This is a genomic window from Variovorax sp. PBL-E5 (assembly GCF_901827185.1).
Lineage (GTDB): Bacteria > Pseudomonadota > Gammaproteobacteria > Burkholderiales > Burkholderiaceae_C > Variovorax.
In genome coordinates, this window is the sequence record NZ_LR594671.1 from 2,782,567 (window position 1) to 2,807,230 (window position 24,664).

The 24,664-nt window shown below is 67.6% G+C and carries 26 protein-coding genes; 4 read left to right on the forward strand and 22 right to left on the reverse strand.

Annotated elements, in window-relative coordinates; genetic code table 11:
- Both WDLP6_RS13560 and WDLP6_RS13565 read right to left on the reverse strand, forming a co-directional pair.
- Positions 1-1,167 (reverse strand): acyl-CoA dehydrogenase family protein, encoded by a 1,167-nt coding sequence (locus WDLP6_RS13560; protein WP_162592746.1) that lies wholly within the window; start codon positions 1,165-1,167, stop codon positions 1-3.
- A 19-nt stretch (positions 1,168-1,186) separates the two neighbouring features.
- A complete protein-coding gene (locus WDLP6_RS13565) occupies positions 1,187-2,059 on the reverse strand; it encodes an FAS1-like dehydratase domain-containing protein (protein ID WP_162592747.1) in 873 nt (290 codons plus the stop codon).
- 184 nt (positions 2,060-2,243) lie between these two features.
- Between WDLP6_RS13565 and WDLP6_RS13570 the strand changes: the two genes are divergently transcribed.
- The 4 genes from WDLP6_RS13570 to WDLP6_RS13585 are packed head-to-tail and all read left to right on the forward strand — an operon-like array spanning position 2,244 to position 5,396.
- Entirely contained in the window at positions 2,244-3,545 is a 1,302-nt protein-coding gene (locus WDLP6_RS13570) for an aromatic ring-hydroxylating dioxygenase subunit alpha (protein ID WP_162592748.1), read from the forward strand.
- Positions 3,542-4,027 (forward strand): aromatic-ring-hydroxylating dioxygenase subunit beta, encoded by a 486-nt coding sequence (locus WDLP6_RS13575; RefSeq protein WP_162592749.1) that lies wholly within the window; start codon positions 3,542-3,544, stop codon positions 4,025-4,027. Before WDLP6_RS13570 ends, WDLP6_RS13575 begins: the two co-directional genes overlap by 4 nt.
- Complete coding sequence (locus WDLP6_RS13580; RefSeq protein WP_162592750.1) at positions 4,024-4,617, forward strand: cysteine hydrolase family protein; 594 nt, start codon at positions 4,024-4,026, stop codon at positions 4,615-4,617. The genes WDLP6_RS13575 and WDLP6_RS13580 overlap by 4 nt, the downstream gene beginning before the upstream one ends.
- Positions 4,614-5,396 carry an SDR family oxidoreductase gene (locus tag WDLP6_RS13585; RefSeq protein ID WP_162567714.1) on the forward strand — a complete coding sequence of 261 codons (783 nt, stop codon included), beginning with the start codon at positions 4,614-4,616 and terminating at the stop codon, positions 5,394-5,396. The genes WDLP6_RS13580 and WDLP6_RS13585 overlap by 4 nt, the downstream gene beginning before the upstream one ends.
- Positions 5,397-5,434: 38 nt before the next feature.
- Here the strand turns inward: WDLP6_RS13585 and WDLP6_RS13590 are convergent, their stop codons facing one another.
- The 20 genes from WDLP6_RS13590 to WDLP6_RS13685 form a co-directional block, all read right to left on the reverse strand.
- A complete protein-coding gene (locus WDLP6_RS13590) occupies positions 5,435-6,007 on the reverse strand; it encodes a methylated-DNA--[protein]-cysteine S-methyltransferase (protein ID WP_162592751.1) in 573 nt (190 codons plus the stop codon).
- Complete coding sequence (locus WDLP6_RS13595) at positions 5,995-6,618, reverse strand: PqiC family protein (RefSeq protein WP_162592752.1); 624 nt, start codon at positions 6,616-6,618, stop codon at positions 5,995-5,997. Before WDLP6_RS13595 ends, WDLP6_RS13590 begins: the two co-directional genes overlap by 13 nt.
- Entirely contained in the window at positions 6,615-8,276 is a 1,662-nt protein-coding gene (locus WDLP6_RS13600; RefSeq protein WP_162592753.1) for a PqiB family protein, read from the reverse strand. Before WDLP6_RS13600 ends, WDLP6_RS13595 begins: the two co-directional genes overlap by 4 nt.
- Positions 8,273-8,950: a paraquat-inducible protein A gene (locus WDLP6_RS13605; protein WP_162592754.1), complete on the reverse strand. Its 678-nt coding sequence runs from the start codon at positions 8,948-8,950 to the stop codon at positions 8,273-8,275. Before WDLP6_RS13605 ends, WDLP6_RS13600 begins: the two co-directional genes overlap by 4 nt.
- The gene (locus WDLP6_RS13610) at positions 8,947-9,570 is read right to left on the reverse strand and encodes a paraquat-inducible protein A (RefSeq protein ID WP_162592755.1); all 624 of its coding nucleotides are present in this window, start codon (positions 9,568-9,570) and stop codon (positions 8,947-8,949) included. Before WDLP6_RS13610 ends, WDLP6_RS13605 begins: the two co-directional genes overlap by 4 nt.
- 259 nt (positions 9,571-9,829) lie before the next feature.
- Positions 9,830-10,282 carry a nuclear transport factor 2 family protein gene (locus WDLP6_RS13615; protein ID WP_162595090.1) on the reverse strand — a complete coding sequence of 151 codons (453 nt, stop codon included), beginning with the start codon at positions 10,280-10,282 and terminating at the stop codon, positions 9,830-9,832.
- Positions 10,283-10,413: 131 nt separating this feature from the next.
- Positions 10,414-10,773, reverse strand: a complete 360-nt coding sequence (locus tag WDLP6_RS13620) for a DUF1428 domain-containing protein (RefSeq protein WP_162592756.1) — start codon at positions 10,771-10,773, stop codon at positions 10,414-10,416.
- Between the two features lie 99 nt (positions 10,774-10,872).
- On the reverse strand, positions 10,873-11,778 hold the full coding sequence (locus tag WDLP6_RS13625; protein WP_162592757.1) for an SDR family oxidoreductase: 906 nt from the start codon (positions 11,776-11,778) through the stop codon (positions 10,873-10,875).
- Between the two features lie 88 nt (positions 11,779-11,866).
- Positions 11,867-12,805, reverse strand: coding sequence for a glutathione S-transferase family protein (locus WDLP6_RS13630; protein WP_162567722.1), 939 nt, complete (start codon positions 12,803-12,805; stop codon positions 11,867-11,869).
- Positions 12,806-12,831: 26 nt separating this feature from the next.
- Positions 12,832-14,508: an isovaleryl-CoA dehydrogenase gene (locus tag WDLP6_RS13635; protein ID WP_162592758.1), complete on the reverse strand. Its 1,677-nt coding sequence runs from the start codon at positions 14,506-14,508 to the stop codon at positions 12,832-12,834.
- A gap of 120 nt (positions 14,509-14,628) precedes the next feature.
- The gene (locus tag WDLP6_RS13640) at positions 14,629-15,645 is read right to left on the reverse strand and encodes an NADP-dependent oxidoreductase (RefSeq protein ID WP_162592759.1); all 1,017 of its coding nucleotides are present in this window, start codon (positions 15,643-15,645) and stop codon (positions 14,629-14,631) included.
- Positions 15,646-15,671: 26 nt separating this feature from the next.
- Positions 15,672-16,121, reverse strand: coding sequence for a PaaI family thioesterase (locus tag WDLP6_RS13645; protein ID WP_162592760.1), 450 nt, complete (start codon positions 16,119-16,121; stop codon positions 15,672-15,674).
- Between the two features lies 1 nt (position 16,122).
- On the reverse strand, positions 16,123-16,917 hold the full coding sequence (locus WDLP6_RS13650; protein ID WP_162567726.1) for an SDR family oxidoreductase: 795 nt from the start codon (positions 16,915-16,917) through the stop codon (positions 16,123-16,125).
- Positions 16,914-17,120, reverse strand: a complete 207-nt coding sequence (locus WDLP6_RS13655; protein ID WP_162567727.1) for a hypothetical protein — start codon at positions 17,118-17,120, stop codon at positions 16,914-16,916. The genes WDLP6_RS13650 and WDLP6_RS13655 overlap by 4 nt, the downstream gene beginning before the upstream one ends.
- Positions 17,120-18,952 (reverse strand): acyl-CoA dehydrogenase, encoded by a 1,833-nt coding sequence (locus tag WDLP6_RS13660; protein WP_162592761.1) that lies wholly within the window; start codon positions 18,950-18,952, stop codon positions 17,120-17,122. The genes WDLP6_RS13655 and WDLP6_RS13660 overlap by 1 nt, the downstream gene beginning before the upstream one ends.
- Entirely contained in the window at positions 18,949-19,158 is a 210-nt protein-coding gene (locus WDLP6_RS13665) for a hypothetical protein (RefSeq protein WP_162592762.1), read from the reverse strand. Before WDLP6_RS13665 ends, WDLP6_RS13660 begins: the two co-directional genes overlap by 4 nt.
- Positions 19,151-19,654: a nucleotidyl transferase AbiEii/AbiGii toxin family protein gene (locus tag WDLP6_RS13670; RefSeq protein WP_162592763.1), complete on the reverse strand. Its 504-nt coding sequence runs from the start codon at positions 19,652-19,654 to the stop codon at positions 19,151-19,153. Before WDLP6_RS13670 ends, WDLP6_RS13665 begins: the two co-directional genes overlap by 8 nt.
- 76 nt (positions 19,655-19,730) lie before the next feature.
- The gene (locus WDLP6_RS13675; RefSeq protein WP_162592764.1) at positions 19,731-20,906 is read right to left on the reverse strand and encodes an acetyl-CoA C-acyltransferase; all 1,176 of its coding nucleotides are present in this window, start codon (positions 20,904-20,906) and stop codon (positions 19,731-19,733) included.
- Between the two features lie 34 nt (positions 20,907-20,940).
- A complete protein-coding gene (locus tag WDLP6_RS13680; RefSeq protein ID WP_232077459.1) occupies positions 20,941-22,410 on the reverse strand; it encodes a M20 family peptidase in 1,470 nt (489 codons plus the stop codon).
- Positions 22,411-22,429: 19 nt separating this feature from the next.
- Entirely contained in the window at positions 22,430-24,535 is a 2,106-nt protein-coding gene (locus WDLP6_RS13685) for a 3-hydroxyacyl-CoA dehydrogenase NAD-binding domain-containing protein (RefSeq protein ID WP_162592766.1), read from the reverse strand.
- Between the last annotated feature and the right edge of the window lie 129 nt (positions 24,536-24,664).

The following is a 24,664-nucleotide window of genomic DNA, read 5'->3' on the forward strand; positions in this document are numbered from 1 at the left end:
TCATCCAAAACTCCTGGGCATGCCGAGGATGTGTTCGCCAACGTAGGCAAGGATCAGGTTGGTCGAGATCGGCGCCACCTGGTAGAGCCGCGTCTCGCGGAACTTGCGCTCGATGTCGTATTCGTGCGCGAAGCCGAAGCCGCCGTGGAATTGCAGGCAGGCGTTGGCGGCCTCCCACGAAGCCTTGGCCGCCAGGTACTTCGCCATGTTGGCCTCGGCGCCGCAGGGCTGGTGCGCATCGAAGAGTTCGCAGGCCTTCCAGCGCATCAGGTTGGCCGCCTCGACCTCGATGTAGGCCTCGGCGATCGGAAACTGCACCCCCTGGTTCTGGCCGATCGGCCGGCCGAAGACGATGCGCTCGTTGACATACTTGGTCACGCGGTCGATGAACCAGTAGCCGTCGCCGATGCATTCCGCCGCGATCAGCGTGCGCTCGGCATTGAGGCCGTCGAGGATGTACTTGAAGCCCTGCCCTTCCTCGCCGATCAGGTTCTCGGCCGGGATCTCGAGGTTCTCGAAGAACAGCTCGTTGGTCTCGTGGTTGACCATGTTGGCGATCGGGCGCACCGTCAGGCCGTTGCCGATCGCCTGGTGCAGGTCGACCAGGAAGATCGACATGCCCTCGGACTTCTTCTTCACCTCGGCCAGCGGCGTGGTGCGCGCCAGCAGGATCATCAGGTCGGAATGCTGGATGCGCGAGATCCAGACCTTCTGGCCGTTGACCACGTAGCGGTCGCCCTTCTTCACGGCGGTGGTCTTGATCTTCGTGGTGTCGGTGCCGGTGCTCGGCTCGGTCACGCCCATCGATTGCAGGCGCAGCGCGCCGCTCGCGATCTTCGGCAGGTACTGCTGCTTCTGCGCTTCCGAGCCGTGGCGCAGCAGCGTGCCCATGTTGTACATCTGCCCGTGGCAGGCGCCGGAGTTGCCGCCGCTGCGGTTGATCTCTTCCATGATCACCGAGGCCTCGGTCAGGCCCAGGCCCGAGCCGCCGTAGGCCTGCGGGATCAGCGCCGCCAGCCAGCCCGCCCGGGTGAGCGCATCGACGAAGGCTTCGGGATAGGCCCGCTCGGCATCGACCTTGCGGTGGTATTCGTCGGGGAATTGGGCGCACAGGGCGCGCACCGCATCGCGGATTTCGGCGTGGCGGTCGGGAGCGTGGGAGGGCATGCGTGTCTTCGTTGTCGGGTCAGAGGAGTTCGGCCTCGGCCTGCATGGCGAGGTAACCCTGGTGGTCGCGCGCCCACAGTGCCAGACGGCCTTCGCCGTCGGAGCGTCCGCAGACGGTGAAGGGATGGATGTCGAACAGCGGCCGCACCGCCTTGAACTTGAAGCGGTGCACGCGCGCATCCGGCCGCTCGCGGTCGACCAGGTCGAGCAGCAGCGTGGCGATCAGCGGGCCATGGACGACCAGGCCCGGATAGCCCTCGACGCGCATCACGTAGTCGCGGTCGTAGTGGATGCGGTGGCCATTGAAGGTCAGCGCGGAATAGCGGAACAGCATCACCGGGTCGGGCCGGATCTCGCGCGAGAAGGCCTCGTCGGCGGGCGCCGCAAGGGGCGCGGGTTCGGGCGCGCCGGGCACCGGCATGCCGCGGTAGACGATGTCCTGCTCTTCCGTCACCGCCGTGCCTTCGGCGCTGGCGATGCGATGCAGCAGCTTGACGAAGACCAGCTCGCCCGAGCGCCCCTGGCGGCCCTCGATCGAGACGATGCGCGACGCGCGCGTGATCTCGTCGTCGACCCGCAGCGGATGGTCGAACTGCAGGCTGCCGCCCGCCCACATGCGGCGCGGCAACGGCACCGGCGGCAGGAAGCCGCCGCGCTTCTCGTGTCCGTCCTGGCCGATCTCGCTCTGCCGCGCCCGGGGCGTGAAGTGGAGCCAGTGGCGCAGCGGCGGCAACGCGCTGCCCGGCAGCAGTCCCGGGTCTTCGCGGTCGAGTGTCGCTGCCAGCGCCGCAGCCGGTGCGGCGCTGGCCATGTCGGTACGCTGTTCGGTGCGGCCTACCCAGTCCTTCCAGGCGTCGGTCAATGGCGCCGATTCGGCGCGGGAGGATGGCATGGCGTGATGTGGTGTAGTGTGGCGTGATGCCGATATGAAAAGTATGCAGCCGCATGCGCCGATTGGCCATTCGCGATCGATGAAGGTCGCCTTAGCCGCCCGTTAAGCGACGCGCTTCGCGGGTTTTGGCAAGATGCACGCTGCAGTCACAGCCAAAGCTCACTTTGACCTGAAAGCCGACGCCATGGACATCGACCCGAGCCGACTCGTGCAGCCCGACCGCGTGCACAAGCGCGTCTACACCGACCCCGCGATCTACGAGCTGGAGATGGACCGCATCTTCGGCCGGGCCTGGCTCTATGTGGGCCACGAGAGCCAGGTGCCGAGGCCCGGTGACTACTTCACCACGCGCCTGGGCCGCGAGCCGATGGTGATGCTGCGCCACACCGACGGCTCGGTGCAGGTGCTCTACAACCGCTGCGCGCACAAGGGCGCGCGGATCGTGCCCGAAGGCAGCGGCAGCGTCGGCAAGTTCATGCGCTGCCTCTACCACGGCTGGGCCTACCACTGCGACGGCACCCTGCTGTCGGTGCCGCTGCGCAGCGGCTACGAGGACACCGCGCTCGACCTCCAGGACCCGCGGTTCTCGGTGCGCAAGGCCGCGCGCGTGGCGAGCTATCGCGGCTTCGTGTTCGCCAGTCTCGCGGCCGACGGCCCGGACCTGGAGACCTTCCTCGGCGGCGTCGCCACCTCGCTGGACAACTTCTGCGACCGCGCGCCCGACGGCGAGGTCGAAGTGGCCGGCGGCGTGCAGCGCGTGATCCAGCGCAACAACTGGAAGATCTTCTTCGAGAACCTGCACGACACCCTGCATGCCGTCGCCACGCACGAATCGTCTTGGCGCGCGGCCAAGGAAGAGTACGAATCCATGCCGCCCGGCACGCCCAAGCCCTTCGAGATCGTGATCGTCGACGGCAACGGCGAGCCGCTGGAGTTCTGGGAGAAGCTCGAACTCAAGGGCTACGACCGCGGCCATGGCTACATGGAAGGCATCTTCACGCCGCCGACCGACCCGGTCAGCCTGGCTTACGTCGCGGCGCTCAAGGACAAGCAGGGCGAGGCGCGTGCCGATCAGATCCTGCGCGTGAACCGCCACAACACCATCGTCTACCCGAGCTGCTCGCCGCACACCTCCTTCCAGCAGATCCGCGTGATCCGCCCGCTGGCGGTGGACCGCACGCTGGTCGAGATCTTCACCTTCCGGCTCAAGGGCGCGCCCGACGCGACCTTCCAGCGCGCGCTCAAGTACACCAACGTGGTCAACTCGCCCTCCTCCAACGTGATGCCGGACGACCTCGAGGCCTACAACCGCGTGCAGGAAGGCCTGGGCTCCGACGGCGGCGACTGGGTCAGCCTGCACCGCGCCGCCGGCCGCGAGCAGCCGATCGAAGGCGGCCGCGCCTCCAACGGCAACAGCGAGATGCCGATGCGCAACATGTTCCAGGCCTGGGCCGGCTATATGCGCGATGCGGGAGAAGCGTCATGAACTTCGCGAGCTGGCAGGAGCAGCAGCAGATCACGCAGTTCCTGCACCACGAGGCGCGCCTGCTCGACGAGCACCGCTGGGCCGAGTGGCAGGACCTGTTCACACCCGACGGGCTCTACTGGGTGCCGCTGGTCAAGGGCCAGACCGACCATGTCAACCATGCCTCGCTGTTCTGCGAGGACCGCATGCAGCGCTCGGTGCGCGCACGCCGGCTCGAACAGGCGCGCGCCTATTCGCAGCAGCCCGCCACGCGCACGGCCCACGTGATCGGCAACATCACGCTTGAATCGCAGGAGGATGCGGCGCTGGTGGTGTATTCGACCTTCCATCTGCTCGAATGGCGCAAGTTCGAGCAGCGCATGTTCGGCGGCACGGTGCTGCACACGCTGCAGCGCGAGGGCGACGACTTTCGCATCCGCATGAAGCGCGTCGACCTCATCAACTGCGATGCGCCGCACGAGGCACTGCAGGTGTTCCTGTGAAAGCCGCGCTGCTGGCCATGCATTACCAGAACGACGTGCTGCATCCCGAGGGCAAGGTGCGGGTCGGCGTCGCGGCCGACGATCCGAAGCGCAGCGAGCTCATCGACGCGGCGCTGCGGCTGATGCAGGGTGCGCGCGAGCACGGCGTGCCCGTGATCTCGGTGCGCATCGCCTTCGCGCCGGACTATTCGGATTGCCTCGCCAACTGCGAGCTGTTCCGCCGCACGGCGCAAGGCGGCGCGGTGCAGGAAGGCCGCTGGGGCTCGGCCTTCTTCGATGCGCTCGCGCCGTTGCCCGGCGAGGCCGTGGTCACGCACAAGCGCGACAACCCATTCTGGGCCACCGATCTCGACGAGGTGGTGCGGCGCACCGGCGCCACGCGGCTCTATGTCGCCGGCATCGCGACCAACTACGTGGTCGAGCACGGCGCGCGCCATGCGAGCGACCTCGGCTACGACGTCGCGGTGGTGGCCGACGCGTGCAGCACCGCCAAGCGGCATCTGCACGAGGCCAGCCTCGAAACCCTTTCGATGCTGGCGAGCATCGTGAACGTCGATGAGGCCCTGAAGCAGATGGCGGCGCACGCATGAGGCTGGACGGCAAGCTCGCCATCGTGACCGGCGCCGCCGCCATGCTCGGCAGTGCGATCGCGCGCACCCTGGTCGAGGCCGGCGCGCAGGTGATCGCCGCTGACATCGACGTCGATCGCGGCCGCGCGCTGCACGCATCGCTCGGGCCGCGCTGCCGCTTCGTCGCTTGCGACATCGCGTCCGATGCGGCGCTGGATGCGCTGATCGCCGAGGCGCTGCACGTCGGCGGCCGCATCGACTTCGTGGTCAACAACGCGGTGCTGTACGGCGACCGCGGCATGCAAGCCACGCGCGCCGAGTGGCTGCGCGCGCTCGATGTCAACCTCGTCTCGGGTGCGATGCTGGTGCAGAAGGCGGCCGATGAATTGGCGCGGCAGGCCGGCGCGGTGGTCAACTTCGGCAGCGTCGGCGGCAAGTTCGGCACGGTCGGCCGCGCGCTCTACCCGGCCGCCAAGGCCGCGATCCTGCAACTGACGCGCAACCAGGCCGCAAGCCTCGCGCCGCGGCGCGTGCGCGTGAACTCGGTGTCGCCCGGCTGGACCTGGTCGGACGCGTTGTCGCGCATGGCGGGCGGCGATCGCGCGCACGCGGACGCCGTCGCCGCGCGTTTTCATCCGCTGGGGCGGGCCGGCGATGCGCAGGACGTGGCGAAGGTCGTGCTGTTCCTGTGCTCCGACGCCGCGCGTTTCGTCACCGGTGCGGACATTCCGGTCGATGGCGGGTTCTCGATGCTGGGGCCGGACCAGGGGCGCTCGGCGGGTGACTGGTTCTCGGATTAGGTGCGGGTCGGCAAGGTGGTCACGGTTTGTGACCACCCCTAGAACAACGACCCGCTCTCGCTGTCCCGCCGCGCTCCCTCGATCGCCAGCATCCTGATCTTCGACGCCGCGCCGCCATGGGCCGAGAAGCCGCCGAACTTGCTGCCGGCCGCCAGCACGCGATGGCAGGGCACGACCGGCGCGAAAGGATTGAGCCCGAGTGCCTGGCCGACCGCGCGCGACAGGCCCTTGTCGCCGAGTTCGAGCGCGATCTCGCCATAGGTGCGGACCTGCCCGGGCGGGATGCGGCGCGCGATCGCGTAGACCTGCCGGTGGAATTCGCTGACGTGCTCGACGTCGAGCACGATCTCCATCAGGTCGCGCGGCTCGCCGTCGAGCAGCGCGCGGATCGCGGCCATCGCCTGCTGCACCTCGGCCGGCGGCGGCAGTTCGGGCAGCAAGGGAAAGCGCCCCTTCATGCGGCGCCGCGTGGCGGCTTCGTCGGCCTCGGGCAGCTGCACGCCGACCAGCCCGCGCGCGCCCCATGCGATGCCGCACGGCCCGATGGCCGTGTCGAACAGCGCGAAGCCGATGCCGTTCACGGCACCCGGTTCGTTGATCAGGCGGGACATGCCGCCGCCGGCTGCGAAGACATCGCCGACACGCTGCGCGCAATGGCATCGGCCAGCTTCGCCGTCACGCGCTGCGCGCCCGCCGCCAGCGCATCGAGGCCGCGATCGACCGGCTCCGACAGCGACAGCTGGCAGGCGCTCGACGGACCCTCGTCCGCACGGCGTACGGTCCAGCTGAAGCCGGCATCGACGCGGCTGTTCTCGACCGCGTCGAACTGGCGCAGCTGCACCGCGATGCGGACCACCGGCCGGCCGCGCGCCAGCCCGGACCTGGTGGCATCGACCGCGCCGAGCCGCCCGGCGATGCCGCTGGCCAGCGCGTCGCGCAGCTCGTTCTCGAACGAGGACGACCAGCGATGTTCCTCGAGGATGTCGACCTGCGGGCTGTCCGCCGCGCCCTTCTGCCGCACCACCATCTGCGGGCGCGCGAAGCGCTCCGGCATCGCCACGGGCGCAAGTTCGATGAAGAGCGGCGCGGCACCGGCCGCGGCGGGTGCGGACCGCAGTGTGTCGTCGGCCAGGCTGTAGTACTGCGGCGGCGGGCTGGCGCAGCCCGCCGCCAGGACCAGCACGGCGATCAGCGCCGCGGCGCGAGAGAGCATGGCTTTCATTTCTGCTTGTCCTCCGGCTTGCCGCGCAGCAGCGATTCGGGATGCCGTTCCAGGTAGTCGGTGAGCACGCGCAGCGAGCCGGCCGCGCGCGTGAGTTCCTGCAGCGTCTGGCGCAGGTCCTGCTGCAGCGGCGCGTCCTCGGCGACCGCCCTGCCCGCCGAGTCCAGCGTCTTCTGGGCCGAGTCGAGCGTCTTGCGCACGTCCTTCATCGCGGCGGTCATCTCAGGCGCGACGTCGTTGTTGAGGCTCTTCGTCAACTGCTCGGCGCTGACCAGCGTGGTGTTGAGCGTGCCCAGCGCACGGCGTAAGTCGGCGCTGATCTGCTCGAAGGGCACCTTGTTGATCTTGGCCGCGATCTCGGCCACTTGCGACTGGATCTCGTCCAGTCCGTTGTTGGGCTCGGTCGGCAGTTCGATCGGGTTCTGCGCGATGTCCACCTTGGCCGGCTTGGCCTTCGGAAAGAAGTCCAGCGCGACGTAGACCTGCCCGGTCAGCAGGTTGCCGGTGCGCAGCTGCGCGCGCAGGCCCTTGCCGACCAGGAACTGCAAGCGTTCCGCCGCCGTGAATTTCAGGTCGGCCGGCATGTTGTGCGCCTGGCGCCGCAAGCGGTCCGGGTAGACCTGCACCAGCACCGGCATCTTGAACTCGCGCTCGTTGCGATCGAACTCGACGCCGATCGACTTGACCTCGCCCAGCACCACGCCGCGGAAGTCGACCGCCGCGCCCGGCGACAGACCGCGCAGCGACTGGTTGAAATACAGCAGCAGGTTCTGCGCGGGCCCGTCGGGCTCCTTCATCGCGGTGGTCTCGTCATCGGCCAGCGCGAAGGCGGTGTTCTCGGGCGCGACCGGCCCCATCTCGTCGTCGGGCGACTGGAAGGCGATGCCGCCCAGCAGGATGCTCACGAGCGACTGGGTGCGCAGCCTGAGGCCGCCCGCGTTCAGCTCGACGTCCACGCCGCTCGCATGCCAGAAGCGCGTGTTGGCGCCGATGAACTTGTCGTAGGGCGCGTTGATGAACACGCGCAGCGTCACGCCGCGGCCGTCGCCGTCGAGCTCGTAGGCCGCGAGCTGGCCGACCTTGACGCGCCGGAAATACACCGGCGAGCCGATGTCGAGCGAGCCGACGTCGCGCGCATGCAGAAGGAACTGCCGGCCCGACGCATCGCGCGTCACGATCGGTGGCACCTCGAGTCCCTGGAACTCGTCGGCGGTCTCGTCGGAGCTGCCGGCGTCGGCACCGATGTAGGCGCCCGACAGCAGCGTGTTGAGGCCGGAGATGCCCGAGGTGTCGAGCCGAGGCCGCACCACCCAGTAGCGCGTGTCCTGCGCCGTGAAGCTCTTCGCCTCCTTCTTGAGCTGCACCTGCACGTGCACCTCGGAACGATCGTCGGCCAGCCGGATCGACTGCACCGTGCCGATCTGCACGTCCTTGTATTTGACCGCCGTCTTGCCGGCTTCGAGGCCTTCGGCGGTCTTGAAACTCAGCTGAATCTCGGGCCCGCGGTCGATCAGGATGCGCGCGATCAGCGACACGCCGACGATGGCTGCCACGATGGGAATCAGCCAGATCAACGAGGGCACCCAGTCGCGCCGCCGCGCGATGACCGGCCCGAGCAGCGGCGGCTCGGCCTGTGTCGTCTTGTCTTCGTCGCTCATGCGGTTCTTTCGGTTTCGTTGATTCCGGCCGCGTTCATGGCATCCTGCGCCACGGGCTCGCTGTCCCAGCTGAGCCGCGGATCGAAGCTCAGCGAGGCCAGCATGGTCAGCACCACCACCGCGCCGAAGGCCGCGATGCCGACGCCCGCCGTGACCTCGGCGAAGCCCTGGATGCGCACCAGCCCCGCCAGCAGCGACACCACGAACACGTCGAGCATCGACCAGCGGCCGATGACCTCGAGGATGCGGTAGAGGGTCGCGCGCTCCTGCTGGCGCCAGTCGCTTCGCTGCTGGGCCATGATGGTCATCAGCGTCAGCGCGCTCAGCTTGAACAGCGGCACCAGGAAGCTCGCGACGAAGACGATGGCGGCCAGCCCGTAAGCGCCCGAGACCCAGAAGTAGATCACGCCGCTCAGGATGGTGTCGTACTGCGCGCCGAACAGGCTGCGGGTGATCATCACCGGCAGCAGGTTGGCCGGCAGGTACATGACGGCGGCCGCGATCAGCAATGCCCAGGTGAACTGGATGCTGTGCGGCTTGCGGATGTGCAGACGCGTGCCGCAGCGCCCGCAGGCTGCGCCTTCGGCGGCGCCCTGCCACACGGTGCCGCAGTGGCGGCAGCTCATCAGCCCGAGCTGCACCGCCGTCGTGACATGCGTGGGGCCATCGCTCATTCGCGCCGCTCCGTCTTCGGCCCGAAGGCCATTTCCCAGAACGTGCGCGGATCGAAGGACAGGATCGCGGTCAGCAGCACCGTGAGGCCCATGAAGGCCCAGAGCGCCGGACCCGGCAGGACCTTGGCCATGCTGCCCAGCTTGACGATTGCCACCAGCACGCCGAGCAGGAAGACCTCGATCATTCCCCACGGACGCAGGGCCTGCAGCCCCTTCACCAGCAGGCCGAAGCCGGCCGGCCGGCGTTCCCGCGCCAGCGGCACCAGCAGGTAGAACAGGATGCACAGCTGCAGCAGCGGAAAGAGGATGGTGGTGGCCAGCACCAGCAGCGCCACCAGCGACATGCCTTCGCTGCCGAGTGCCATCACGGCGCCGAGCAGCGTGGTCTGGCTGCTCAGGCCCTGCAGTTCGATCTCGACGATCGGGAACAGGTTGGCGATGGCGAACAGGATCAGGCTGGCGACCGTGAGCGGCAGCACGCGCGTGCTCTGGTCGCCCGGATGGCGGTCGAGTTCGGTGCCGCAGCGCGCGCAGTGCGAGACCTCGCGCGGACGCAGCGGCGTGCGGCGCCAGACGGCGTCGCAACCCTGGCACACGATGGCCTCTGGAACTTCCTTCATAAACCTCCATGTCGATGGCCGGCGAGCTGCGTGACCGGAAAATCCGGCGGCGTACGCACCCGGGCCGGCAGGCGTCCCGCGTCGATGTCGACCTGGCTATGGTAGAGGGTAGAGCGACAGCCGGCCCGGCACCGGCCATCGTCAGGGACGGAGCACGATGTCGAGCCCGGCCAGCACTTCGGCCACGGCGACGGAACGCATCGAGGCTTGTCCGTTCGGCGCGCCAGGCAGCGTTGTGCGGCGCCGAGGCACCGGCGACCTACTTCTCCGGCATGGCCGATGAATGGTGGCTGGTGATCAGCCATTGGTTGCCATCCCAATGGTAGGTGTACGTGTACCGCGCCTCGACGACAGCGCCGGTCTTGGCGAATTTGAAGGTATACAGGCCGGCATCTACGGCCGTGTTGCAACCTATCTCGATGGTCCTGAAATCAATGCGGCCGAACGGCTTGTTTTCAAGAAAGTGTTCGAAATAGTCCAGCTTCTGCGCCGCATTGAGACGCGGCGTGTTGGAAACGGTGGGAAGCAGAATGGATTTATCCGCGTAATTCGCGACCACCTTGTGTGCGTCGCCAGTCTGCAAAGACTGGTTCCAGCGATCGAACAGCGCGGCAACTTCCGGCTCGCTGGTTGCCTTGCAGACCTCGGTTCGCGCCGATGCGGAACCCGGTGGACTGGAGGCGCATCCCGCAAGCAAAGCGCCCGCAGCCAAAAGCGAACATGCGACAGCTTGCTTCACGGCAGCTCCTTTTTGGTCTGGGAGTCCGACTGTAGATGAACAGGAGGGAACGTGGTGACTCTTCAGTCCCAGTATTTGACGGGAAGCCGATCGCCGTCCGAAGCCTAGAGCGCGACCAGCGGGTTGAAGCCGCCCCAGAACATGCGCTTGCCGTCGAAGGGCAACTTCGTCAGGTCCATCATGTCGGCCAGCCGCGGATCGCTCATCACCTTGGCATTCACCTCGTCGCGCTGCTCGCGTGATTCGTAGAGGATGTAGGTGAACACCACGATCTCGTCGTCCTTCAGCTGCACGCTCTGCGGGAACGAGGTGAGCTTGCCGGAGGGGACATCGTCGGCGATCCATTCGCGGTATTCGAGCGCGCCGTGCTCGCGCCAGACGGTGCCTGCGCGGATCGCCAACTCGCGATAGGCCTCCACCTTGTCTTTCGGGACGGGAATGACGAATCCATCGACGTAGGCCATGCGACGATCTCCTTCGGGCGGGTTGCAGATGCGGATGCCGACGCCTCAATATAGGCAGCGCCTCGTTCGCCTGCAAGCCCGCACGGCGGCGGGGCCGGGTCAGCCGGCGCGCAGTTGCGCGCGCAGGGTCGCGCCGATCTCGGGCCGCTCCAGGAACGGATCGGCCGGGTTCGTCAGCGACACGATGTTCTCCATGCGGCTCTTCACGTTGCCCAGCGCCTTCGGATGGCTGAACACGTAGAACTGGTTTGCGCTGATGGCCTCGAACACCTTGTGCGCGACCTCGGCCGCGGTCACCTTGCCGCTGCTGACGGCCTTGTTGGTCATTGCCTGGCCGATCAGCTGGCTCTTCGTCAGCTCGCCGGCCGCAAGCGCGCCGGGCCGGTTGCGCTCGCTGCTGGTGATGCCGGTCGGCACGAAGTACGGACACAGCAGGCTGGCGCCGACCTGGTCGGTGATCAGCTTCAGGTCCTGGTAGAGCGTCTCGGTCAGGCTCACCACCGCGGCCTTGGCGGCGTTGTAGATGCCCATGTTGGGTGGTGTGAGCAGGCCCGCCATGCTGGCCGTGTTGACGATGTGGCCGCGCCAGGCGGGGTCTTTGGCCGCGGCCTCGAGCATCATCGGCGTGAACAGGCGCACGCCGTGGATCACGCCCCAGAGGTCGACGCCCAGCACCCATTCCCAGTCGGCGACCGTGTTCTCCCAGACCAGACCGCCCGCGCCCACGCCGGCGTTGTTGAAGACGAAATGCGGCGCGCCGAAGCGCTGCTGCACGGCCTGGGCGAGTGCCTCCATCTGCGCGGCGTCCGACACGTCGACCTTGCGCGCCAGCACCTGCGCGCCCGCGGCCTCCATCTCGGCCTGCGCGCGGTCGAGCGCATCCTGCTGCACGTCCACCAGCACCACGTTCATGCCGCGCGCCGCGCCGATGCGCGCGCATTCGAGGCCGAAGCCGGAGCCGGCACCGGTGAGAACGGCCGTGGTGCCCTTGAAATCCTGAATCATTTGCGCGTGTCCTTGGGTCTCGTTGCAGGAGACGCCATTGAAATACGAAAAACTCGCCGACGCAGTCGCAAAGGTGCTCGCGCGACCTTCAGCCTTCGACCTTGCGCAGCGTGAAACCGATGCGCGGGAAGTGCACGTGGACGGTGCCGGCTCGCTCGTCCGTGCGGCGCAGCGTGTAGTGGGTGCGCGTGGCGGCCATCAGCTCGCCCTCGGTCGGCTCGGGGCCGAAGCTCTCGGCCGCAACCGTGACGCGCGCGCCGAGCGGAATGCCGTGCTCGTCCTGGAAGGTGCTGTCGGACAGCAGCGTGTGCGGCGTCGACGCCTTCGCGACGGCGATGGCCTGCGCGGCATCGAAGCTTTCCATCGTGCCGTGGCCGATCGCCGACATGCGGTCCATCCAGTCCTGCACGGCCGGCGTGAGCTGCAGGATGCCGGCCATCGACGGCGTGCGCTTGCGCGTGAACCACAGCGGGTGGTAGCAGGCGAAGTCGGCCACCGTCGGATACGCACCCATGAGGAAGTCGCCATCGTCCAGCATGTCCGACATGCGGCGCAGATAGGACTTGTAGGCCGCCGCGGCATCGGCCGGGCGATGCCGCACCATATTGACGCTCATCGCGCGGCGGTCGTCGGCAAAGGCCTTGGCCGCTTCGGGCGGCGCATTGGCGAACATGTCGGCCGCGCCCTTGGGGCTGAAGCTGTAGCCCATCGCGGCCCAGAACAGGCTGCTGTCGGCCCATTGCGCGATCACGCGCGCGAGGCCCTTGCCCGGTTCGGGATAGAGCGAGGGCACCGGCGCGAGATGCTCGAGCACGTCGCAGATCAGCGCCGTGTCGCAGTAGATGTCGGCGCCGATCTGCAGCACCGGCGTCCGGCGGTAGCCGCCGGTGAGCGCGATCACGTCGGCCTTGGGCATGATCGCCGGGATGATCACCGACTTCCAGGCCAGCTTCTTGTAGCCGAGGATGAGGCGCAGCTTCTCCGAGAAGGGGGAGGTCGCGTAGTGGTGGAGGATCAGGTCTGCCATCGTGTTTCCTTGCGGGGTGTTGCTGCTCAGTGCAGCCGGGCGCGCGTGATGATCGCATCGACATCGGTGCCGGCGCCGAGCGTGCCGAAAGCCTGGCCCCAGTCGCCACCGAGGCGGGAGGCGCAGAACGCGCCGGCGACGGCGGCCGGCGCGGTCTGCACCAGCAGTGCGGCCTGCACCGCGAGCGCGACATCCTGGGCGAGGCGGCGTGCCTCGATCTCGGTGGCCATGGCCTCGACGCGTGCGGGCAGCGCATCGGCCAGCCGGTCGAGTGCCTGGTCGACACCGCGCGCCGGGGCCAGTTCATGCGCCAGCGCAGCGACCGCATCGCCCTTGCGCAGGCCGCGCAGCAGGTCGAGCGCCATGATGTTGCCGGCGCCTTCCCAGATCGAGTTGAGCGGCATCTCGCGGTAGATGCGCGCCATCACGCCTTCGCCGCCCTCTTCCACATAGCCGTTGCCGCCGAGGCATTCCATCGCCTCCTGCGCGAAGTGGCTGCCGCGCTTGCAGATCCAGAACTTGGCGACCGGCGTCAGGAGGCGCGCCATCAGGCGTTCATGCTCGTCGTCCGGGTGATCGAAGGTGCGCGCGAGCCGGATCGCGAGCGCGGTCGCGGCCTCGCTTTCGAGCGCGAGATCCGCCAGCACGTTCTTCATCAAGGGTTGCCCGATCAGCGGCTTGCCGAAGGCCTGGCGCTCGGCGGTGTGGTGCAGCGCGAGGCTCAGGGCCTGCCGCATCAGCCCGCTGGTGCCGAGCGCGCAGTCCAGGCGTGTCATCGTGCCCATCTCGAGGATCTGCGGAATGCCGCGGCCCTCGTCACCGACCAGCCATGCGCTCGCGCCCTGGAACTCGACCTCGGAACTGGCATTGGCCTTGTTGCCGAGCTTGTCCTTCAGGCGCTGGATGCGGATCGCGTTGCGACTGCCGTCGGGCAGCACGCGTGGCATGAAGAAGCACGAGAGCCCGGCGGGCGCCTGCGCGAGCACCAGGAAGGCATCGCACATCGGCGCCGAGAAGAACCACTTGTGGCCGGTGATCTCGTAGCGCTCGCCCCAGGCGTCGCTGCCGGCGCGCACGGCACGCGTCGTGTTGGCGCGCACGTCGGAGCCGCCCTGCTTCTCGGTCATGCCCATGCCCATGGTCACGCCGGGCTTGTCGCGCCAGGGCTTGAGCGCCGGGTCGTACCAGCGGCTCGCGAGCTTCGGTCCCCAGTCGGCATGGATCGCCGCATTGCCGCGCAGCGCGGGCGTGACGGCGTAGCTCATCGAGATCGGGCACAGGATCGAGGGCTCGAGCTCGGTGAAGAGCATGAAGCCGGCGCCGCGCTGGACGTGGGGCGAAGGCATGGCCCCCTCTCCCTCCGGGAGAGGGTTGGGGTGAGGGCTCCCCCACGGCGTCCCATGCAACCCAGCTCCAACAGCTTCCGCCATCAGCGCGTGATAGCTCGGATGAAACTCCACCTCGTCGATGCGCCGCCCGAAGCGGTCGTGCGTATGCAGCACCGGCGTGTTCGTGTTGGCGAGCCGCGCATGCATCTGCATCTCGGCCGTGCCCGCCAGCGCGCCCAGGTGCTCGAGCGGCGCCAATTGCAGTGCCGGCGCGTTGAACTTCAGCGCGTCGCGCAACGGCCGGTTGGTTTCGAACAGGTTGTAGCCGACCAGCGGCGCTGGCTGGTTGAAGACCTCGTGCGTTGCATCGTTCATATACGGCTCCAGCGATTCATTTCCAGAAACACCGCGGAACCGGCTTTGCCGGGCCGCTGGTGTTGCCCCCGGCAGGGGGTTGGCGAAGCGACACGCAGTGCGCGCAGCCTGGGGGCGAGCTCAGATCAATTTGACGAGCTGCTTGCCGAAGTTTCTGCCCTTGAGCAGCCCGAGAAAGGCCTCGGGCGCCGACTCGATACCCTGCGCGACCGACTCGCGCGGCCGCAGCTTGCCGCTGCCCACGAGCTGGCCCAGTTCGGCCAATGCCTCGGGCCACACTTCCATGTGCTCGCTGACGATGAAGCCTTCGATCTTCATGCGGTTGATCAGGATCAGCGCGGGATTCGCGAGCGGCAGCGGCTGCCCGTCGTAGCCCGCGATCATGCCGCACAACGCGACGCGCGCAAAGGCATTGGCACGCAGCAGCACCGCGTCGAAGATGTAGCCGCCGACGTTCTCGAAATAGCCGTCGATGCCCTGTGGGCAGGCTTCCTTGAGTGCCGCGCTCATGCGCTTCACGTCCGGATGCTGCCGGTAGTCGATGCAGGCATCGAAGCCGAGTTCGTCGGTCACGTACTTGCATTTGTCCGGACCGCCCGCGATGCCGACCACGCGGCAGCCGCGCGCCCTGGCCAGCGCGCCGAAGGCACTGCCGACCGCGCCGCTGGCAGCGGTGACGACGACCGTCTCGCCGGCCTTCGGCGCGATGATCTTCACCAGCCCGTACCAGGCCGTCACGCCCGGCATGCCGACCGCGCCCAGGTAGTGCGACAGCGGCACGTGCGTGGTGTCGACCTTCTTGAGCGCGCCGGGCTGCGAGGCATCGACCACGCTGTATTCCTGCCAGCCGCCGAAGCCGACGACCTTGTCGCCCACCGCGTACTTGGGATGCCTGCTCTCGACCACCTCGCCGGCCGTGCCGCCCTGCATCACCTGGCCGAGCGGCTGCGGCTGTGCGTAGCTCTTGGCATCGTTCATGCGGCCGCGCATGTACGGGTCCAGGCTCATGTAGTGGTGGCGCACCAGCACCTGGTTGTCCTTGAGCGCAGGCGTCTGGACGCTCACGAGCCTGAAATTGCCGGCGACGGCTTCGCCCTCCGGCCGGTTGTCGAGCAGCTGCTGGCGATTGGTGGGCATGGTTGTGTCTCCTCGATGGAATCGGGTCAGTCGGTGGATGGCGGACGCATCGCGTTGGCGCTACCCGGACCCGTGGGCAGGCGGCGCTTCACGTACTTGAAGGTGCCGGTCGCATGGGCGCAGGCACGCTCCTGCGCGTCGTAGATCGTGGCCTCGGTGAAGGCCAGCGTGGCGGTGCGGTGCATGAGCCGGCCGCGCGCATGCAGCGGCCCCACGGAAGGCTGCATGAAGGTGGTCTTCATCTCGATCGTGACCACGCCGGTCTCGGGCGTCTGGCTGCGCGCTGCCGCGGCCATGGTGATGTCCAGCAGCGTCATGCAGGCGCCGCCGTGCGTGACGTCGAAGGTGTTGAGGTGCTCGGGCTTCGCGGTGTAGCGGATCTCCGATTCGCCGCCTTCGAACTTCGTGAGCTCGAAGCCCAGGTGGACCGCGAACGGGATCTGGCTGGTGTAGGAACGGACGTTGATGTCGTCCACGTCAGGCGCCCAGCACGACGCTCACGCCGCCGTCGACGGCCAGCCATTGCCCGGTGATGTGCTTGCCGGCGTCGCTCGCGTAGAGCAGCGCGATGCCCTTCAGGTCCTCGTCGTCGCCCAGCCGGCCGAGCGGCGCATGCGAGGCCATCTTCTCCTCGCCCATCGACTTGATCAGCCCAGCCGCCAGCTTGGTCATGAAGAAGCCCGGGCAGATCGCATTGACGTTGATGTTGTACTTGCCCCATTCGGCCGCCAGCGTGTGGGTGAAGCCGATCACCGCGCTCTTGGAAGTGTTGTAGGCCAGGGTCTGCATCTCGGGCGGGTTGCCGTTGAGGCCGGCGATGGACGCGATGTTGATGATGCGCCCAGACTTCTTCGGGATCATGCAGCGCTTGGCGATCTGCTGCGACAGGATGAAATAGCCGCGCACGTTGAGGTTCATCACCTTGTCCCAGGCTTCGACCGGATGGTCCTCGGCCGGCGCACCCCAGCTGGCGCCGGCGTTGTTGACCAGGATGTCGACGCTGCCCATGCGTTCCAGCGTCTCGTCGGCCAGGCGGCGCGTGTCCTCTTCCCTGGAACAGTCGGCCGCGATCCAGCGCGTGTCGATGCCGGCCGCCTGCAGCTCGGCCGCGGCCTCTTCGAGATCGGCGGCCTTGCGCGAGCTCAGCATGATCTTCGCGCCGGCCTCGCCGAGCGCATGGGCCATCTGCAGGCCGAGGCCGCGCGAGCCGCCGGTGATCAGCGCGGTCTTGCCGCCGAGGTCGAACAGTTTCTGGATGCTTCTTGCGGTCATGGTTGTTTCTCTTTCAGGCGGGAACGGACATAGATCAGCACGACGCCGACCGCGGCCAGCGCCACGCCCGGCACGGCCATGGACCAGCCCAGACCCGGGCTCGTGCGGCCGGTCGCGATGCCGAGGATGAGCATGAAGAGGCCACCATAGATCAGCACCCAGATCCATGCCTCCAGCGTGGCGTGTGCGCGGGGCGCGGCCATCAGAAGGCCTCCTCGGGCAGCGCGGCGCAGGTCGGGTCGCGGCGTTCGACCACGTTCAGCCAGGCGCCGATGCGGGGCAGTTCATAGTGGAAGAAATAGTCGGCCGCGCCGAGGCGGCCCACGGTGGCCGGCAACGCCTTGGCGGCATCCCGTTCGAGCGCGCGCTGCGCGACATCGAGCCAGATCCATGCGAGCACCATGTGGCCGAAGGCCTGCATGTACGGCACCGCATTGGCCAGCGCCTCCTGCGGATGGCCGGTCGCCCAGGCCTCGCGGGTCGCAGCGCCGACGCGCTCCAGCGCCTCGCCGAGCGACTTCGAATGCGCCGCCAGCGCGGGCACGCCCGCCGCGCGCCGCATCGTCTCGGCGATGCGCGCGGCCAGCAGCGTGAGGCCGCGGCCCTCCTCCATCAGCACCTTGCGGCCGAGCAGGTCGGCCGCCTGGATGCCGTGCGTGCCTTCGTGGATCATGTTGAGGCGGTTGTCGCGCCAGTACTGCTCCACCGGGAAGTCGCGCGTGTAGCCATAGCCGCCATGGATCTGGATGGCGAGCGAATTGGCTTCCAGGCACCATTCGCTCGGCCAGCTCTTGGCGATCGGCGTCAGCACTTCGAGCAGCAGCCGCGCGTCGTCCGCGGCCTCGGCATCGCCGGTCTTCTGCTCATCGACCAGGCGTGCGCAATAGAGCTCCAGCGCCAGCGCGCCCTCGCAATACGACTTCTGCGCCAGCAGCATGCGGCGCACGTCCGCGTGTTCGATGATGCGCACCTGCGGGCTGGCGGCGTCCTTGCCGGCCGGCCCCTGAGGCCGGCCCTGCGGCCGGCTCTTCGCGTAGTCGAGCGAGGCGTAGTAGCCGGCCATGCCGAGCATGGTGGCCGCGGTGCCGACGCCGATGCGCGCCTCGTTCATCATGTGGAACATGCAGTGCAGGCCCTTGCCGGGCTGCCCCACCAGGTAGCCGACCGCACCCGCCTTGCCGTCCACCGGAAACCGGCCTTCGCCGAAATTGAGCAGCGTGTTGGTGGTGCCGCGCCAGCCGAGCTTGTGGTTGAGGCCGGCCAGGGCGACGTCGTTGCGTTCGCCGGTCAATCGCCCCTCGGTGTCCACCATCTTCTTCGGCACGATGAACAGCGAGATGCCGCGCGTGCCCGGCACCAGCTTGCCGTGCGCGTCGGGAATCTTGGCCAGCACGATGTGAACGATGTTCTCGGTCAGCTCGTGGTCGCCGGCCGAGATCCACATCTTGTGGCCCGTGAGCCGATAGCGCGGGCCGAGCGGATCGTCCTGGAAGCCGTCGCCGTCGGGCACGGCGCGTGTCGCGACGTCGCTCAGGCTGGAGCCGGCCTGCGGCTCCGACAGGCACATGGTGCCCGCCCAGCGGCCGGAGAATTCGTTCTTCGCGAAGACTGCCTGCTGCATCGGCGTGCCGTGCACCATCAGCAGGTTGGCGTTGCCGCTGGTCAGCATGTTGGCGCCGATGCTCACCGAGGCCATCGCGAAGAAGCTGCCTGCGGCGGCCTGCACCGTGTAAGGCAGCTGCATGCCGCCGATCTCGTAATCCTGCGCGGCACTCAGCATGCCGGACTCGGCGAAGGCCTTGTGCGCATCGTGCGTGGCCTGCGGCAGGATCACGCGCTCGCCGTCGAACTGCGGCTCCTGCGTGTCGACGGTGCGGTTGTGCGGCGCGTACTTCTCGCGCGCGATGCGCTCGCAGGTGTCGAGCACCGCATCGAAGGTCTCGCGCGAGTGGTCGGCAAAGCGCGCGCGCGCGTTGAGCGACTCGGCGTGCAGCCAGTCGTAGAGCAGGAAGTCGAGGGTCGGGCGAAGGCTCATGGGTTGCCGTCCAGATCGTGTAGATGACGGCGCCGGACCTCCTCGCGCGTCATCATGAATTCCTCCACCTTGCGGCCAGCCTGGCGCGCGAGCTTCGGATTGGAAGCCCACACGGAAACAAAAAAATCTGTCAGAGCGAGGGACTGTTGCACCCGCGCCTGCGCGGTTTCGCGCGGTATGGACCTGCGTTGGCTGTGCTCAGGCATGAGGATCCTCCCCGCGCTGAATCTTCTCGAGTGCTTCGATGTCGATGCGGTCCTTCGGGCGATTCGCAACGCGCTTCATGGTCAAGAGGTCATCGATGGATGCGATCTTCATGCTTCGATCGAACAATTGGACGTCCACGCTTCGCGCCAGCAGTTGGTCGAATGGAACGTCGGGGCGGACAAGGACATCGACAACGCTGCCACCGACCTGCGGCTCACGCAATGCGAAAGCAAGCATGCCCTTTTCGCGGTGCCACTGCTCGATCTTTGAGCTGTCTGCCAAGGATTCCAGCGGCACCGGAATCACCGGCTCAAGGCCGAACTTCCGGGCAACCGAGATGAAACGGCCGAGGTTGTCGTCATCCATCGCGAGTACGAGATCGAGGTCGAGCGTGGTGCGGACAAAGCCGTGCAGTTGAACTGCAAAACCACCCACGAGAACGAATCGGACCTCGGCATCGCCCAAGGCGCGAAGAATATCGGGGATCGTTTTCATCGCTGGATGGTACCGGTGCGCAGCCTATGACATCGCTTCGGCCGCGATCGAAGGACGCGCAACGGTACCCCTGAAGTCAAAGAACTTCAAAAACGCCGGCAGCACCCATCCCGCCGCCGATGCACATCGTGACCACGACCTTCTTCGCGCCGCGCCGCTTGCCCTCGATCAGCGCGTGGCCCGTCAGCCGCTGCCCGCTCACGCCGTAAGGATGACCGACCGCGATCGCGCCGCCATCGACGTTGAGCAGCTCGCCCGGGATGCCGAGCTTGTCGCGGCAGTAGATCACCTGCACCGCGAAGGCCTCGTTGAGTTCCCACAGATCGATGTCGCTGATCTTGAGGCCGAGGCGCTTGAGCACCTTGGGGATCGCGAACACCGGGCCGATGCCCATTTCGTCGGGCTCGCAGCCCGCGACCGCGAAGCCGAGGAAGCGCCCGAGGGGCTTCAGGCCCCTCTGCTCGGCATACTTCTCCTCGACCACCACGCAGGCGCCGCCGCCGTCGGAGAACTGGCTCGCGTTGCCGGCCGAGATCAGGCCGCCAGGCACGGCCGAGCGAATGCCGCTGATGCCTTCCTTGGTGGTGCCGGCGCGGATGCCTTCGTCGTTCTCGACGGTGACTTCCTTGGTGCGCAGGCCCATCACCGCATCGGCCACGCCGGCCGTCACGGTGATCGGCGCGATCTCTTCCTTGAAGCGGCCGGCCTCGAGCGCGGCAGTGGCCTTCTGCTGGCTGGCGGCGCCGTATTCGTCCATCGCATCGCGGCCGATGTTGTAGCGCTTGGCAACCTGCTCGGCCGTCTGCAGCATGTTCCAGTAGATCTCGGGCTTGTGCTTGACCAGCCAGGGATCGGCCAGCATGTGCTTGTTCATCTCGTTCTGCACGCACGAGATGCTCTCGACGCCGCCGGCCACGTAGACCTCGCCCTCGCCCGCGACGATGCGCTGCGCCGCGGTGGCGATGGTCTGCAGGCCCGAGGAGCAGAAGCGGTTGATGGTCATGCCCGAGGTGGTGATCGGCAGGCCGGCGCGCAGCGCGATCTGGCGCGCGATGTTGGCGCCGGTCGCGCCTTCGGGGTTGGCACAGCCCATGATCACGTCGTCGACGGTCGCGGGATCGATGCCCGCGCGCGCGACCGCATGCTGCACCGCATGGCCGCCGAGCGTGGCGCCGTGCGTCATGTTGAAGGCGCCCTTCCAGCTCTTGGCGAGCGGCGTGCGGGCGGTGGAGACGATGACGGCGCGGGTCATGATGGAGTCCTTTTGGAAAGAAGAATGAATGAGGTTACCGGGGCTGTGCCGTGTTGCGCAGCAGCTGGTGATAGAACTGGATCATCTCGACGTAGTTGGCGATCGAGACGCGCTCGTTGGTGCCATGGAAGCGTCCCAGGTCCTCGGGCCGCGCACGCACCGGCTCGAAGCGGTAGACGCTGTCGGCGATGTCGACGAAATGGCGCGAGTCCGAAGCGGCGATGTACAGGCCCGGCACCACGATTGCATCGGGGAAGGTCTGCTGCACCGTCGTCTGAAGCATTCGGTAGCTGTCGCTCGTCGACGATGCCACCGGCGTCGGCTCCGCGTTGCCCGGATAGGCCTTGATCGTGATCGCCGGGTCATCGACGGTCTTGCGGATGTGTTCCTGCACCGAGGCCAGCGTATCGCCCGGCAGGACGCGGAAATTGACCGCGGCCTCGGCCCGGCCCGGCAGCACGTTGTCCTTGTTGCCGGCGCGCACGATGGTCAGCGCCGTGGTCGTGCGCAGCACCGCGCTGGTACTCGCGGACTTCTCGAGCTCGTGGCGCACCAGCGGGCCGAACAGCCAGAGGTTCGACATGAAGACCCGGTTGGCGCCATGCATCTCGGGTGCCAGCGCGTTGAACATGTCGGCCGCGACGCCGCCGATCGACGCCGGCATCGGGTTCGCTTCGAGCTTCGCGAGTCCCGCGCTGAGGATGCCGATGGCGCTGCGGCTCGGCGGCATCGAGGCGTGGCCAGGTTGCGTGTCGACCGTGAGGAAGAAGGTGCCGTAGCCCTTCTCGGCCATGCCGATCAGCGCGGCCGGCTTGTCCAGGCCTGCAAGCACGCCTTCGGTGACCAGCAGGCCTTCGTCGAGCACCCAGTCGAGCCGCACGCCGCGCGACTTCAGGAGCTGCGCGATCGGCAGCGCGCCGCGCAACCCGTTGACTTCCTCATCGTCGCCGGAGATCAGGTAGACCGTCTGCCGCGGCTGGAAGCCGCTGGCGACCAGCATCTCGATCGCCTCCATCTGCGCCAGCAGGTTGCCCTTGTCGTCCCAGGTGCCGCGACCCCAGACGAAGCCGTCCTTGATCGCGCCGCTGAAGGGATCGGCGGACCAGGCTTTCTCCGTGCCGGGCGCGATCGGCACCACGTCCTGGTGCGCCATCAGCGCGACCGGCCTGGCCGACGGATCGCTGCCGGTCCAGGTGTAGAGCAAGGCGTTGTCGCCGATGACTTCCTTCTTGAGCGTCGCATGCAGCCGGGGAAACTGCTCGGCCAGGTAGGCCTGCAGCTTCCTGAACTCCTGGCCGTTGCGCTCCATGCCGTCGAAGCTCGACACTGTGCGGAACGGGATCGCGCCCGAGAGGCGGCGGGCCGCGGCGTCCGGGTCGACCGCGATCTTCTCGATCGCATCCACGCGCAGCTGCCGCGAGGGCATGCGCCAGGTGTTGACCGCGACCACCGCCGCCAGCGCGAGCAGCGCCAGCAGGACGACGAGCAGGACCCGTTTGATCACTGTCGGCACCGCCGTGTGCTCAGCTGAACTGCTTGCCTTCGGCCACCAGCGTCTGGATCAGCGGTGCCGGCTGCCAGAAGCTCGCGTCGTCGCGCGGGTTCTTCGCGAAGCGCTTCATCGCCTCGGCCACGTTGTAGAGGCCGACCTGGTTGGCATAGTGCATCGGGCCGCCGCGCCAGAGCGGAAAGCCGTAGCCCGTGAGGTAGACCATGTCGATGTCGCCGGACTTGCTGGCGATGCCGTCCTCGAGGATGTGGGCGCCTTCGTTGACCAGCGAATAGACCAGGCGCTGCACGATTTCCTCGTCGGAGATCTTGCGCGGCGTGATGCCCTCGTCCTTGCGGTGCTTCTCGATCAGCTCGGCCACCACCGGGCTCGGGATCGCGTCGCGCTTGCCGGGCAGGTAGTCGTACCACCCTGCCCCGGTCTTCTGGCCGAAGCGGCCCAGTTCGCAGAGCTTGTCGGCGGTCTTGCTGTACTTCATGTCGGCGCGCTCGGTCGCGCGGCGCTTGCGGATCGCCCAGCCGATGTCGTTGCCCGCGAGGTCGCCCATGCGGAACGGACCCATCGCGAAGCCGAACTTCTCGACGGCGCGGTCGACCTGCTGCGGCGTCGCGCCTTCGTCGAGCAGGAAGCCGGCCTGGCGCGAGTACTGCTCGATCATGCGGTTGCCGATGAAGCCGTCGCAGACGCCGGAAACCACGGCCGTCTTCTTGATCTTCTTGGCCACTGCCATCACGGTGGCCAGCACGTCCTTGCCGGTCTGCTTGCCGCGCACCACTTCGAGCAGCTTCATCACGTTGGCCGGGCTGAAGAAATGCATGCCGACCACGTCCTGAGGGCGCTTCGTGAAGGCCGCGATCTTGTCGACGTCGAGCGTCGAGGTGTTGGACGCCAGAATGGCGCCGGGCTTGGCGATGCGGTCGAGTTCCTTGAACACTTTCTCCTTGACGCCGAGCTCCTCGAACACGGCCTCGATGATCAGGTCGGCGTCCTTCAGTTCGTCGTAGCTCAGCGTGGTGCTCAGGAGCGCCATGCGCTCGTCGTACTTGGCCTGCTTGAGCTTGCCCTTCTTGACCTGGGCCTCGTAGTTCTTCTTGATGGTGGCGACGCCGCGGTCGAGCGCTTCCTGCTTCATCTCGAGGATCTTCACCGGGATGCCGGCGTTCAGGAAGTTCATCGAGATGCCGCCGCCCATGGTGCCGGCGCCGATCACGCCGACCGACTGGATCGTGCGCTTGGGCGTGTCCTCGGGCACGTCGGGGATGCGGGATGCGGCGCGCTCGGCCACGAACAGGTGGCGCAGCGCGATCGACTCGGGCGTGAACATCAGCGCCATGAAGGTCTTGCGCTCTTCGACCATGCCGTCCTCGAACTTCATCTTCGTCGCCGCCTCGACCGCGTCCACGCACTTGAGCGGCGCCGGGTAGTTCTTCGACATGCCCGCGACCATGTTGCGCGCAAACTGGAAGTAGGCATCGCCCTGCGGATGCTTGCACGGCAGGTTGCGCACCAGCGGCAGCGCGTCGCCGGTCTTGCCCATGACGGACTTGGCGAACGCGAGCGCGTCGTCGAACAGGGATTCGGGCGAGGTGGCCAGCTTGTCGAACAGTTTCTGGCCCGGCAGCGAGGCCAGCAGTTCGCTTTTGACGGCTTCGCCGCTGACGATCATGTTGAGCGCGGTTTCCACGCCCAGGAGGCGCGGCAGGCGCTGGGTGCCGCCGGCGCCGGGCAGAAGGCCCAGCTTGACCTCGGGCAGCGCGACGCTGGTGCCGGGCGCGGCCACGCGGTAGTGGCAGCCCATGGCGAGTTCGAGCCCGCCGCCCATGCAGACCGAGTGGATCGCGGCGACGATCGGCTTGTCCGAGGCTTCGAGCGCGCGGATCACGCTCAGCAGGTTGGGCTCCTGGATCGCCTTGGGCGTGCCGAATTCCTTGATGTCGGCGCCGCCCGAGAAGGCCTTGCCGGCGCCGGTGACGACGATGGCCTTGACGGCCGGATCGGCCGCGGCCTTGGACAGTCCGTCGGTGATGCCGACGCGCGTCGCGTAACCGAGACCGTTGACCGGGGGATTGGTCAGGGTGATCACGGCGACATCGCCGATCACTTTGTATTCAGCCGTCATGCTGCGTTCCTTTGGGATGGGAGGGGATCGGAAAAATCCAGCTTCGCGCCAAAAAGCACGAGTGTTCTTTTTTATTGAATTCTAGGCGTTTCGCATGACCCCGCAACGACCTCGCAGTCGCTGCCGAGA